This window comes from Pseudomonas sp. NPDC079367, from assembly GCF_044542195.1.
GTDB lineage: Bacteria > Pseudomonadota > Gammaproteobacteria > Pseudomonadales > Pseudomonadaceae > Aquipseudomonas.
This window is the reverse complement of the sequence record NZ_JBITTW010000002.1, coordinates 48919-61466: the sequence shown is the minus strand read 5'-3', so window position 1 is coordinate 61466 and position 12548 is coordinate 48919. Positions and strand designations below refer to the sequence as shown.

The 12548-nt window shown below is 58.6% G+C and carries 11 protein-coding genes; 4 read left to right on the top strand and 7 right to left on the bottom strand.

What is annotated here, in order from left to right; translation table 11 throughout:
* Positions 1-72: 72 nt before the first annotated feature.
* Together ACIGDJ_RS04985 and ACIGDJ_RS04980 are read left to right on the top strand one after the other, a co-directional pair.
* Complete coding sequence (locus ACIGDJ_RS04985) at positions 73-732, top strand: helix-turn-helix domain-containing protein (protein ID WP_101158841.1); 660 nt, start codon at positions 73-75, stop codon at positions 730-732.
* A gap of 391 nt (positions 733-1123) precedes the next feature.
* Entirely contained in the window at positions 1124-2518 is a 1395-nt protein-coding gene (locus ACIGDJ_RS04980) for an undecaprenyl-phosphate glucose phosphotransferase (protein WP_101158842.1), read from the top strand.
* An 859-nt stretch (positions 2519-3377) separates the two neighbouring features.
* Here ACIGDJ_RS04980 and ACIGDJ_RS04975 read toward each other — a convergent pair.
* From ACIGDJ_RS04975 to galE, 6 genes are all read right to left on the bottom strand, one after another.
* Positions 3378-5456 (bottom strand): YjbH domain-containing protein, encoded by a 2079-nt coding sequence (locus ACIGDJ_RS04975; protein WP_397478723.1) that lies wholly within the window; start codon positions 5454-5456, stop codon positions 3378-3380.
* Positions 5453-6214 (bottom strand): capsule biosynthesis GfcC family protein, encoded by a 762-nt coding sequence (locus ACIGDJ_RS04970; RefSeq protein ID WP_397478722.1) that lies wholly within the window; start codon positions 6212-6214, stop codon positions 5453-5455. Before ACIGDJ_RS04970 ends, ACIGDJ_RS04975 begins: the two co-directional genes overlap by 4 nt.
* A complete protein-coding gene (locus tag ACIGDJ_RS04965; RefSeq protein ID WP_101158845.1) occupies positions 6211-6876 on the bottom strand; it encodes a YjbF family lipoprotein in 666 nt (221 codons plus the stop codon). Before ACIGDJ_RS04965 ends, ACIGDJ_RS04970 begins: the two co-directional genes overlap by 4 nt.
* Before the next feature lie 10 nt (positions 6877-6886).
* Positions 6887-7948: a polysaccharide biosynthesis/export family protein gene (locus ACIGDJ_RS04960; protein WP_397478721.1), complete on the bottom strand. Its 1062-nt coding sequence runs from the start codon at positions 7946-7948 to the stop codon at positions 6887-6889.
* A gap of 145 nt (positions 7949-8093) precedes the next feature.
* Positions 8094-8330: a hypothetical protein gene (locus ACIGDJ_RS04955; protein ID WP_016775457.1), complete on the bottom strand. Its 237-nt coding sequence runs from the start codon at positions 8328-8330 to the stop codon at positions 8094-8096.
* 230 nt (positions 8331-8560) lie between these two features.
* Positions 8561-9577 carry a UDP-glucose 4-epimerase GalE gene (galE, locus tag ACIGDJ_RS04950; protein ID WP_101158847.1) on the bottom strand — a complete coding sequence of 339 codons (1017 nt, stop codon included), beginning with the start codon at positions 9575-9577 and terminating at the stop codon, positions 8561-8563.
* A 387-nt stretch (positions 9578-9964) separates the two neighbouring features.
* On the opposite strand from galE, the gene galU reads away from it, so the two are divergent.
* Positions 9965-10798, top strand: coding sequence for a UTP--glucose-1-phosphate uridylyltransferase GalU (galU, locus tag ACIGDJ_RS04945; protein ID WP_101158848.1), 834 nt, complete (start codon positions 9965-9967; stop codon positions 10796-10798).
* A gap of 32 nt (positions 10799-10830) precedes the next feature.
* Positions 10831-11241, top strand: a complete 411-nt coding sequence (locus ACIGDJ_RS04940) for a mannose-1-phosphate guanylyltransferase (protein WP_397478720.1) — start codon at positions 10831-10833, stop codon at positions 11239-11241.
* Between the two features lie 101 nt (positions 11242-11342).
* Here the strand turns inward: ACIGDJ_RS04940 and ACIGDJ_RS04935 are convergent, their stop codons facing one another.
* Entirely contained in the window at positions 11343-12473 is a 1131-nt protein-coding gene (locus tag ACIGDJ_RS04935; protein WP_397478719.1) for an SGNH/GDSL hydrolase family protein, read from the bottom strand.
* Positions 12474-12548 lie beyond the last annotated feature (75 nt).

Genomic DNA, 12548 nt, shown 5'->3' with positions numbered 1-12548 from the left:
CTTCCGAGGAAGTCATTGCTCGCCTGCCGATTTATCTTTTAGCCAATTTTGGTGTGTATTTAGGAGAGAGACATGGAAACGAGTACAACCCTCCCCAGAAAATATTTTGTTGTTGTGACGCACAGCACAACGTCGCAACGTGAACTGGAAAGCATCTTGTCCAGTGAGCGTTTCAATTCGTTTGGCACGTCGCAGGCACAAATGTTCGTTGAAGGTGTTGCTTCGCCCTCTTCCGCCCCGATGGTCATGGAGTTCAGTTACCCAAGCCTCAGCCGAAAGAATGTTGCGCGCAGTATCGAACATGATACTCAGCGCATACTGGCCACTCTTGAAAATGAATGGCGAGCCGCGCAAACAGACAATCCGTTTCAAAGCTTCGCGACACACACTGCAGAAAGAGCTCATATCACGCATGTCAGCGAGAATACCGAGCCTTGCAGCGACACTTGGCATCTTGACGATGATCAGGGCGTATTGCTCAAGGACAATATTGCGATCAGCCTGACCGGCCTGGAAACCGCTCTGGTCAGGAAAATGCTGAGCCATGAAGAGCGCGTTGTCAGTCGTGATGACTTGATCATCAGTATTGGCCGGGAGCCCGAGCAATACCGGGGTCTGGAGATGTGCCTGAGCCGCTTGCAGGACAAATTCAAGAGCGCCAGTAATGGTGAGCGATTGTTCCGCGCCGTAAGAAATCGCGGATATTGCTTGATCCAGGAAGTCGTCGCGTAATCGCAGACGGCACTCACACCGAGACAGACAGATATAAAGTGCGACTACAACAACAAGAAGAGCACTCTGTTTGGTTTCACCTCACTGATCAATTCAAAACTTCCCTGCCTCCATCCCGCCAACAGTAACAAATACATCCCCGCCTTTTCATCCCCTGCTCCACGACCTTTTCTAACAGACTTCTATTTAAATATTAGAAAGTTGGCACAGTGCCATCTTGTTAGAACTCGTCAGACACCATTTCGGACAATAACTTAGTCTATTGGCTGACGACAGTTCGGCTCTCGATGTTGTTACCTCAAGGCACTCGCTAAAACAAAAACAATAAGTCTGCATAACAACTCGGCTTTCAACTGTTGAAACCTGAATGGACGTCTTTTGGGGATATCGTATGGATCTTTCTCTCAGTATCAATCGAAGCACGGGCCTCAAGGGACTGACCTTTTGGGGCCAATGGGCGCTGGCGCAGGCCTTTATTGTGACGCTGCTGTTCATTCTCGCGGAACAGCATACCGGCACTGTCGCGTTCTACTACCGAATGTGCGCCACCCTCGCCGTCCTGGCCTCGGTGCCGGCTTACACATTCAGCGGCGTTTATCGCAAACGCGACAACTACCTGACCGGCCTCGGCCGCTTGTTCATGGGCTGGTCGATGACCATGGCCGCGCTGGCGTGCATCGCGTTTGTCTGCCAGGCCGATGAGCTGTTTTCCCGTCAGGTGATTCTGAGCTGGGCGGTGTATGGCTTCCTCGGTCAGGCGTTCCTCTATGCGCCGCTGCATGCGTTTTCCAAGTACTACCAGCGTTCGCGTAAAAGCGAGCACCGGACGCTGATCGTCGGCACCGGCGAGCTGGCGCTGGGCCTGGCGAGGAAACTCAGTCAACTGGAAAACCTGCCACTGATCGGTCTGGTCAGTAACGGAGACAAACCTGTGCTCGCCTCGGATGCCCCGCGTGTCGTTGGCGCGCAGGACGAGTTGCTCGAGCTGATCGAAGCCCATGACATCCGTCGCTTGTACATCACCCTGCCGCTGTGCGAAGCAGCAAAAATCGAAGCGATGTATGTCGATTTGCTCGGCGCCAACGTCGATGTGGTGTGGGTGCCGGACCTGAACAGCCTGACCCTGCTCAACCACTCGGTGAAAGTCGTGGACGGTCTGCCGGCGATCTACCTCAACGAAAGCCCGCTAACCAGCCGCCCGACCGCTGCGCTGAGCAAGAGTCTGGTTGAGAAAACCGTGGCATTCCTGGCGATCATCGCGCTGAGTCCGCTGCTGTTGATCATCGCTCTGGCGGTGAAACTCAACTCGCCCGGCCCGGTGTTTTTCAAGCAGGATCGGCATGGCTGGAACGGCAAGGTAATCAAGGTCTGGAAATTCCGCTCAATGCGTGTCCACGATGACCGTGAAGTGAAACAGGCCAGCCGCAATGACTCGCGGATCACCGCCGTAGGTCGCTTTATCCGCCGCACCTCGCTGGATGAGTTGCCGCAACTGTTCAATGTCCTGCAGGGGCACATGGCGCTGGTGGGTCCGCGGCCGCATGCGGTGGCGCACAACAATTACTACTCGGGCAAGATCCTCGCTTACATGGCGCGCCACCGGATTAAACCGGGCATTACCGGCCTGGCGCAGATCAGCGGCTGCCGCGGTGAGACCGACACCCTCGACAAGATGCAGAAGCGTGTCGAGATCGACCTGCAGTACATCAACAGCTGGTCGTTGTGGCTGGATCTGAAGATCCTGGTGAAGACACCGTTTACGTTGTTGTCGAAAGATATTTACTGAGGTTCAGCGCTTCAGATCGCAAGGGGACGAAAGTCCCCTTTTTTGTGGGCGGGATTTGGCACACCGCTTTCGATTACCGGTACGAACAATGTGGGAGTGGGCTTGCTCACGAAGCGCTGGGCCAGGCTATGGGATGTTGAATGTGCCGGCGCCTTCGCGAGCAAGCCCGCTCCCACAGGGGGTTTGGCTGATGGCTGGGATGGATGGCGTGCCGACAATTTACTGTGTGAGTGGGCTTGCTCACGAATTCGCTGGGTCAGGCAGTGGGATGTTGAATGCGCCGGCGCATTCGCGAGCAAGCCCGCTCCCACAGGGGGGGTTGGGTGAAGGCCGGGATGGATGGCGTGCCGACGATCTACTGTGGGAGTGGGCTTGCTCACGAAAGCGCTGGGTCAGGCAGTGGGATGTTGAATGCGCCGGCGCCTTCGCGAGCAAGCCTGCTCCCACAGGGGGTTTGGCTGTGGCCGGGATGGGTGGCGTGCCGACGATTTACTGTGGGAGTGGGCTTGCTCACGAATTCGGTGGGTCAGGCAGTGGGATGTTGAATGTGCCGGCGCCTTCGCGAGCAAGCCTGCTCCCACAGGGGGTTTGGCTGATGGCCGGGATGGGTGGCGTGCCGACGATTTACTGTGGGAGTGGGCTTGCTCACGAATTCGGTGGGTCAGGCAGTGGGATGTTGAATGTGCCGCCGCCTTCGCGAGCAAGCCCGCTCCCACAGGGGGTTTGGCTGATGGCCGGGATGTTTGGCGTGCCGACGATCTACTGTGGGAGTGGGCTTGCTCACGAAAGCGCTGGGTCAGGCAGTGGGATGTTGAATGCGCCGCCGCCTTCGCGAGCAAGCCCGCTCCCACAGGCGCGCTTACTCGGTAATCTTCTCGAAATTGCGATAGAACATGTCCCCTTCCCGGCTATCGGTCATCGAGTGCAATTGATAGCTGCGGTTCAGTCTGGCGCCGCCATCCCGGGTCAGTGGCGCCCAGACCAGGTTGGCGCGGCGCATGGTCGACATGCTCATCATTTCGTCGAACGGGATCGACAGGTACAGGCCTTTGTCGAAACTACCTTCGCCATATTCAGCACTGCTGGCCGTGGTGATGGTCGCCCAGGCACCGACGCGCACGCCGTTGAAAAACTCGCGCGAGATGTCCACGGTGGTGCCCCAGTCCCCGGCCAGATACCGCCCGACACTGACCGCTGCCAGCGTGTCGAACGGCAAATCGGTATAGCCGGTGATGTGTCCGGTCACTACCGAGTAATCGCGCAAGGCAAAGCCCTGATCGAAATCACGCTGGCGAACCCAGTTCAAATCCGCGCCCAGCGACCAGCGCTCGCCTGTGGGGCGGAACAGCACTTCTGCGCCGACGCCAGCAAACATCGATTCCAGATAACCACCGTAAACCATGCCGTACAGATCCTTGTCCAACTGCTCGGCATGGCTGAGCTGGAACAACGGCATGGTCGTGTTTGACGTCGTCAGATACCGACGCAAATCCGTGCGCACGCGGGGCAATCCGCTCGGCGCGTCGTAGACGAATTTGTCGAAGTTGTTGACCAGGTTGGCGCTGAGCAAACCGCTCCACCAGGTGTTGCGGTTGAAGCGATATTCCGCGTCCGCATCAGCACTGAATTGATAGAGCAAACCGTCCGGGCCGCCGACGTTCTGCTTGAAGCCCAGACCCACGCCATAGCTGAAATGCTGCGGCGCTTCGCTGTAGAGGGTTGTCTCGTTGTGCGGCATCGCCGGGTTGATTTCGGTGGTGCGGTGCAGCGCCTCCAACGGCTCTTCGTTGTTGATCACTTCGCGGAAGGTCTGGCGCGGCAGGCTGGTTTCTTCCAGCGGCAAGTCATAGCGCTTGTTGACCACGGTGAACCAGTCGATGTCGTCGTTGACGCTGTTGTCGAGAATCCGGCTCGCGCGTCCGACAGCTTTGGACGAATGGAAATAGCGCTGCTGCTCGCCATAGACGATCAGCTCGGAATCACGCTGGCTGATGCGCTCGACCTTGTACCCGGCATTCTGCTGCAAACGCCGCGACACATCGGCCCAGTTGACCTGTTCCATCGAGGTCGTCGGCGCCTTCGCCGGCAGCGGTTCGGGGGTCGGATCGTAGGTCTTGGCCGGCGCCTTGCGGCTGACGAAATTGGTGTGAAAGGTCACGCCGAACATCGCCGTGTTGCCGCGTTCCCAGGCAGCGCTCAGGTCGATCGAATCGGTCACCTTGAACACCGCGCCAAGGTTGATCGGCGAGTCCTGTTTGATCTCGTTGTCCTTCGGCTCGTTCTTGTAGTCGTTGCCTTCGAATTCCAGCTTCAAACTCAGCCGATCCCACGGCGTCTGGTAGCTCACGCCACCGAACAGTGAAGGCTTGCCGCGAAAGTATGAGCCGGAGTTGACGTCACCGGTGCCTTCCAGCGCCGGGCGCGTATCGAAGCGATTGCTGACGTAGCCCAGCGGGTTGTCGAAGTCGCCGCGATTACCGATGTAGCCCCAGGCAATGCCGGCGCTGAAGTCGAAATTGTCGAAGCGCTTGTTGGCGACGAAGAATTCGCTGGAGAACAAACCGGTACCACCGATATCTCGGAAGCCCAGCGCCACTTCCGGTGCCCAGTGGCTTTCCTGCCACAGGCGCACTTTGGCGTCGACCGCCTTGTCCTTGTAGCTTTGACTGCCGCTGAGGGCCTCCGAGCCGTACGGCCGGTTGGTGATCGCGGTGTAGCGAAACGAACCTTCGAGCCAGTCCAGCGGTTGCAACGACACGCTGTAGCGGCTGTAGGGATCGGTGCGGTTGGCGTTGACGCTCAGTTCGCCGGCCGGGGCCATGCGCGCCGTCGGCGTCTGCAACAGACCGGCGCCACCGAAGTCATTCTGGGTGATGCGCGGCTCGGCGTGAGCCAGACCGCAGGGCAATAACAACACAGCTGCAAAACGTAACTTCAACGAACCACCTCGGCCAGCTGCGTGGCAATGAATTCGGCCAACTGCTGATTCAATTCAGGAAGAGGCGGATCAAGATCATCATTTTTTATCGGCACCAGAATCCGGCTGCCGGCCACCGGAAACTGCCCGGACTCGCGATTCCAGTGGGCAATGCCGACGCGCCGCGACACGCCATTGGGCTGGATCAGCCACAGATAATCGGCCTCGGCGTCGTCGAGAATCGAGCAGCCTTCAAGATATTCGCGAGCCTCCTGCAAAGGCTGATAGGGCAAGTGGCATGGCTCGCTTACAGCGCCCAGCACCTGCACTTCGTCAACCCGCTTCGGATAGATCAGCCGATCACCGTCATCGAGGCGAATGTTGCGCGCGAAACCGACTTCCACCGCCACCGGATCAAGGTCAGCGATCTGCCGGCCGGTCACTGGCATTTGCCGGACTTCTTCAGCAACGCGCTGCGCCAGCGCCGCCCGGCTCGGCCGGTCAAACAGCGTCGCCATGCGTTGCAGCACCTCGAGATCGAACAGCACGCCGACCTTGAGCCGTGTCTGTTCCTCGATCAGCGACTGGCGCAACAAGCCGCCCGCCAGCCAATAACCCTCGGCATTGGGCACGGCCTCGCTGATCACATCGAACAGCCGACCACCCGGCGGCAACGCGATCGGCCCGGGATTGGCGACATCGCCAGACACCGTGACAGCAGCCTGACTCGCCCCGGCGATCAGCAAAAGACCCGCCGCGATAAGACGTAGGCGCGTCACGGCAGGTGCCTGCGGTCAGGGGTCAGTTGCACCAGCTTGACGCGCAGTTGCGAGGTCAATTGTTGCTCACTCTGCAGAATGAACCCGTCGCGTGGGTCGACCCAGTAACGGTTGGTCGCGCTGAGGCCAATCGCCGGGGCGTCGATCTGTTCATCGACGCGCAGCACCGAGTAAGGCTTGTCGAGAATCTCCAGGGTCTCGGTGGCGCGGCGCGAGAAGCGGCTGTTGACGATAACGCCGACTTCCTGGCCCTTGTACAGATCGATCCAGCGCCGCGTGGTGAAACCATCGGCGACGTGATGCAAGCCTTGCTTGAATGGCGAATCATCGGCCAGCCGCGTGCCATCCAGATCGCCCTCCAGCCCGAGACCGACAGTGCGCACCGCGAGGCCGTCGCGCAGCAGCAACACCTGCTTGCCGGAGGCGACCCAGAATTGCAGGTCTTCGCGCTCGCGCACCAGCGCCAGCACGCCGGAGCCGGACGGCGTGGTCAGTTTCAATTGCGGGTAGTTGACCCCGGCGACTTCGGTCGCCGATACCTCAACCTCGTCGGGGCCGACGACAGCGGCCTTGAGGTTGTTCAGCGATGCGCTCATCAGCGGGTTACAGCCGCACAGCAACGAGGCCGCCATCAGGCAGACGCCCACTTTCAATAGGTTCACAGTCGCGGCCTTATTTGCTGTTGTTGCTGTATTCGCTCCAGTTCTTCGCTGCCGAAGCCCCGGTGCCGACAATCGACGCCGACGGCACCAACTGGCTGATGAAACGGTTCCAGCGAGTGACGTTGGCCGGGCCGACGTAGACGACATCCTGCGGCCGCACCTGAAAGTGCGAGGCCAAGGCCATGGCGGTCGGCGATTCGGCTTCGAGCTGATAGATCTTCGCCGGCTCGACGTCGAGGTTTTCCACCCCACGAATGACGTAGACCGCGTTGCCGTTGGAACTGGTCTGGCTGAGGCCGCCGACCGAACCGAGCACATCGGAGAGGTTCATCGTCGCGGTCTTGAAGCTCAACGCGCGCGGCTGGTTGACCTCGCCCATGACGTAGATGCGCTTGTTGTCGTTGTACGGCAGATACAGTTGATCGCCGCCCTTGAGGAAGACGTTCTGCAACTCGGAATCCTGTTGGTTGAGCGAGTCGAGATTGAGCGGATAAGTGCGCCCATTGCGCGTCAGCAACAACCCGGACAGGTCGGCGTTGTTGGTGTCGATGCCGGCCGAACCAAGGGCCTCGACCACGCTGAGCGGGTTGGTCGAAATCGCCTGCGGGCCGGCCTTCGTCACGGCGCCGGTGACCACGACTTTCTGGCTGGCAAAGCGCAGCACCGCCACGTCGACCTGTGGCTCGGCGATAAATGCCGACAAGCGCTGTTCGATGTCCGCGCGCAGTTGCTGGATGGTCCGGCCGGCGGCCTGGACTTCCTTGATGAACGGGTAATACAGCGTGCCATCGGAGCGCACCAGACGGCCGTTGGCATCGATCTGCTGTTGCGCGCCGGAGGGGGCGGTCAGCTCCGGGTGATCCCAGACGGTGATGTACAACACGTCATTGTTGCCGATGCGATATTCCGCCGGCGTCACCAGCAACTCCGCCGGCAGCGACTCACGCTTTTGTGTGGCGCGGTTCATGGCGATCAGCTTCGGGGTGATCGGAATCAGCTCGACCCGGCTGCTTTCACTGGCGCCCTGGCGGGTGATATCGCTGGTGCTCAGGTACTGGCCGGGGGCAAACATGCAACCTTGCAAAGCGAGACTTGCCAACATTAAAAGATAAACACTACGAGTCATAATGGCACTACGCTATTCAAGGGCGAATCCAAAAAACAAAGTCACCCGACTCGCGTCGGGCGACTCTGTACTGCACTAACAAATGTTCCTGTTAGTTATGCGTGCCGGTTGTACCGGTGGTACCCGTCGTACCGGTGGTACCGCCGTTGGCACTGCCACCGCTGTTGGACGCCGCTACAGCACTGGCAACCATCGCAGTACTGGCCGCGGGCGCTTGCGAAGCCGCCACACTGCCACCTACATTGGTTACCGCTGTCAGCGGCGCTTCAGCGGCGGCAGCCCAGTTGCTCAACATCGTCAACAGGGCAACTGCCATCACTTTTTTCATAACAACTCCTTTCTAACATTCGAACTGTTAAAAACAGATCTGTGTCAGAGCTGGTAGCTTTCAAGTCCGCAAAGAGCGCGAACAAGATCCGTTGTTCTTTCACAGTCATACGCAACTGCTAAAAGTCGAACGGCAGGTTTATATCTACGGACTTGCAAAAGGCATTGCCAGTGTAATTTCCCGACGTTATCTAACAACCTGACTGAAACTAACATCGCACTAAATGGCCATCACCGCGAATAACCATTGGGATGATTGGATTGCCAGCGCCACGTGTCGGCAACCATGTCCTGCAAGTTGCGCGTGGCTTTCCAGCCGAGTTCTTTAGCCGCTTTCGAAGCATCCGCAAAGCTCTCGGCGATATCACCGGCGCGGCGCGGCATCATCCGGTATGGCACCGGGCGGCCGCAGGCCTGTTCGAAGGCATGCAGCACTTGCAGCACGCTGTAGCCATCGCCGGTGCCGAGGTTCCAGGTGTGAATGCCGGCGCGCTCGCTGATCGACTGCAATGCCTTTAAATGCCCGTCTGCCAGATCGACGACATGGATATAATCGCGCACGCCGGTGCCATCGGCGGTCGGGTAATCGTTACCGAAAATAGACAGCTCGCGCAGGCTGCCGACCGCAACCTGGCTGATATACGGCACCAGATTGTTCGGAATCCCGTTGGGGTCTTCACCCATGTGCCCGCTGGCGTGGGCGCCGATCGGGTTGAAGTAGCGCAGCAGCGCGATGCTCCAGCGCGGCTCGGCGAGGCTCAGGTCGCGCAGCACGTTCTCGACGATTAGCTTGGACTGGCCGTAGGGATTGGTCGGATTACCCGTAGGAAAATCCTCGCGAATCGGCATTTCCTCCGGTTCGCCGTACACCGTCGCCGAGGAACTGAACACCAGTCGGAACACCCCCGCCGCTGCCATCGCCTGGCACAGGGTAATGCTGCCGCCAACGTTGGTTTCGTAGTATTCGAGCGGCTTGCGCACACTCTCGCCCACGGCTTTGAGCCCGGCGAAATGCAGCACGGCGTCGATCTGATGTTCACGGAAGATCCGGTCCAGCAGCGGCCGATCACAGACATCGCCGCGAATCATCCATGCACTTTTGCCGCAAATGGCTTCGACAGCGTGAAGTGCCGCATCGCTGCTGTTACAAAGATTATCCAGAACAACAACTTCATAACCTGCTTCAAGCAATGCAAGTGTGGTATGCGAGCCGATATAGCCGGCGCCACCCGTTACCAGAATCTTCATAGCGTGATCCGTCATCGAATAAGTACCCGGTAGCGTGTCAAGCCATGCCTGGTAAATATGCGGAGCAATTCACACAAACAGGGCGACAACAACCTCAAACAAATTTAGTTCAACCACTGGCAATAATTATTTTTACCGGTCAAACTGTTTGACGAGTACTTATTAGCACTCCCTGGCTACATATCACTATCGACAGATACCGACTAAAAATAACTTATAACAAAGTAGTCGACATCTCATAACATTAGCGCTTTTTAACAGCGCAACTAATTGCCAGCAACAACCTGACTCGGGTATTAAAGTAAGCCTTCAATAATCATTGAAACTTGCCGCCACTTTGTGGTGCGCAACCGTCGCCTGTGTTCCATGACTGTCCAGGATACTTTTATGATTCGTAAATGTTTGTTCCCCGCTGCCGGCTACGGCACGCGTTTCTTGCCGGCGACCAAAGCCATGCCGAAAGAAATGCTGCCGATCGTCAACAAGCCGTTGATCGAATATGCCGTTGAAGAAGCACGGGACGCCGGCCTGCAACACATGGCCATTGTTACCGGCCGGGGCAAGCGCGCGCTGGAAGACCACTTCGACATCAGCTACGAACTCGAGCACCAGATTCGTGGCACCGAGAAAGAGAAATTCCTCGCCGGCACCCGCGAGCTCATCGACACCTGCACCTTTTCCTACACCCGTCAGGTGGAAATGAAGGGCTTGGGTCATGCGATTCTCAGCGGCCGTCCATTGATCGGCGACGAGCCGTTTGCCGTGGTGCTGGCCGACGACCTGTGCCTGAACCTCGAAGGCGACGGTGTGCTGTCGCAGATGATTGAGCTGTACAGGAAATTCCGCTGCTCGATCGTCGCCATCCAGGAAGTTCCGGCCGACCAGACCCACAAGTACGGGGTGATCGCCGGCGAGCTGATTTCCGACGGCATCTACCGAGTCAACCACATGGTGGAAAAACCGGCACCGCAGGACGCACCATCGAACCTGGCGATCATCGGCCGCTACATTCTCACGCCGGACATCTTCGACCTGATTGCCGACACACAACCGGGCAAGGGCGGCGAAATCCAGATCACCGACGCACTGATGAAACAGGCGCAGAACGGCTGCGTGCTGGCCTACAAATTCAAAGGCCTGCGCTTCGACTGCGGAGATGCCGAGGGTTATCTGCAGGCGACCAACTTCTGCTACGACAACGTGTACCTCAAGGGCCGCTGAGACGGCTTTCCACTTCCCACAGGCAGGCAACCATGAACATTGCACAGCATTCGACAGAGATTGAACGTGAGGTGGGCAACCTCGGGGTGATGAGCTGGTTGTCGCGCCATCAACCGCTGCCCAGCGCCAACGAAACCTGGCTGGGCACGATTCTGCTGGTGGAGCGGATCGGCGTGTTTCCAGCGTCGGGGGATATTCGCCGGTCGCTGCGCGATCCGTATCCGCTAGTCGCGCATCTGAAAGCGTTGTATGGCGAACAGGCGCTGGAAATGGATGACCGCGATGGCCTGAAAGTGATCTTCAGCGACTGGCGCTTTCGCGTGCGCATCTGCTGCAACGACCCGGCGATCATCATTAATGTCGAGACCCGCTGTGATGCGCGGCTGATGCCGCGCAAGCTTGCGGAGTTACTCGAACAAGTCGACAGTTTCGCATCGGCATGATCAACCTGTAGGAGCTGTCGAGTGAAACGAGGCTGCGATCTGTTCGGATCGCAATGAAGATCAAGATCAAGAGATCGCAGCCTCGTTTCACTCCTCAGCTCCTACAACGGGGGTTTGTCGCAACGGTCGTTGGCGCCCATGATCCAGCCATAAAAATAATCGGCAATCACCTTCCCGCCCGTGGCCGGCAATGGATGAATCTTGTCCGGGCCGATCATCGCGCTGGCGTAGCGTTTGACGTCCGGGCCGAAGGCGCATTGCAGGTTGATGAAGCCCAGATGCTGCTCGCGCGCCCACGGTTCGAGCACCTGCGCATAAGCGGACATTGGATAAGCGCTGGAGCGCGTGGTGTCCTGACGCATGATCAGGCTGATGCTCGCCGCCGGCTGAATCTCGCGCAGCATGCTCACCAGGCCCTGAACGTTTTGTAGATACTGCGCAGGCTTCACGCCAAACCCCTGGTCGTTACCACCGAGCATGATCAGGTAAACATCGGCCGGAATCTTCGACACCACGGTTTTCCACTGCGTCTGCCATTGCGGATCCGTGTGATAGAAGTCAGCGGACGCCGCCCCGGAAGCCGCCAGTTTCGACACCCGCACGCCTTGCTGATCATTCGTCATCCACAGGCCGAACAGCGTCGGCGCGCCCTTTACCACTTCCAGTTTGAATGCCCAGTCAGCGGCTGATGGAGCGCCGGTTAGCGCGACTTCCTGAACACCTGAGCCTGCGAGCTTCAACGGTTGCCAGTCTTGCGCGGGCGACCAGCGATAGCGCAGCTCGTCGGCTTCGCCGCTGCCCAGATACAACAGTTTCGCCTGAGTGACCGTGGTATCGATGCGCGGTGAAGGGCTGGCATCGACTTGCAACCAGGCGCCCGGTTTGCCAGAGATCGTGCGACTGTCCGGGCTGGCCTGGCCCAGCTCGGAAACCTTCCAGCCGCCACCGAAATATTTGTCGCTGCTGCGGGTGTATTTGAAGTGCGTGCCGCCCAGCGCCGCGCCGTGGTTGAAACCGACGTAACCAGGGCCGGCGAAACCCACCTCGGCGGCCACTCGCTGTACCAGTTTGTTGAGATAGAAATCCTGCCCGGCGGTGTAGCTGTCACCGATCACCGAAACCGCCAGCACCTTGCCGGCCTTGCCCTCGCGCCATTGCGCAAAACGCTGGCGGGCATCGTCTACGGTGATGGCTGAGATGGCGACTGGTTGAGGGGCGTCTACTGGCATCATTCAATATTTCCTTTGTCCGGGGTGGCGGCTTCGCGAGCAGGCTCGCTCCCACAAGGATGGTGTGACTTACACGGG

Bases quoted from the DNA above. Each gene is read 5' to 3' on its own strand.
- ACIGDJ_RS04985 (WP_101158841.1), top strand. From the start codon at position 73: ATGGAAACGAGTACAACCCTCCCCAGAAAATATTTTGTTGTTGTGACG.
- ACIGDJ_RS04960 (WP_397478721.1), bottom strand. From the start codon at position 7,948: ATGTTTGCCCCCGGCCAGTACCTGAGCACCAGCGATATCACCCGCCAG.
- galE (WP_101158847.1), bottom strand. From the start codon at position 9,577: ATGAAGATTCTGGTAACGGGTGGCGCCGGCTATATCGGCTCGCATACC.
- ACIGDJ_RS04940 (WP_397478720.1), top strand. From the start codon at position 10,831: ATGAACATTGCACAGCATTCGACAGAGATTGAACGTGAGGTGGGCAAC.
- galU (WP_101158848.1), top strand. From the start codon at position 9,965: ATGATTCGTAAATGTTTGTTCCCCGCTGCCGGCTACGGCACGCGTTTC.
- ACIGDJ_RS04980 (WP_101158842.1), top strand. From the start codon at position 1,124: ATGGATCTTTCTCTCAGTATCAATCGAAGCACGGGCCTCAAGGGACTG.
- ACIGDJ_RS04955 (WP_016775457.1), bottom strand. From the start codon at position 8,330: ATGAAAAAAGTGATGGCAGTTGCCCTGTTGACGATGTTGAGCAACTGG.
- ACIGDJ_RS04935 (WP_397478719.1), bottom strand. From the start codon at position 12,473: ATGATGCCAGTAGACGCCCCTCAACCAGTCGCCATCTCAGCCATCACC.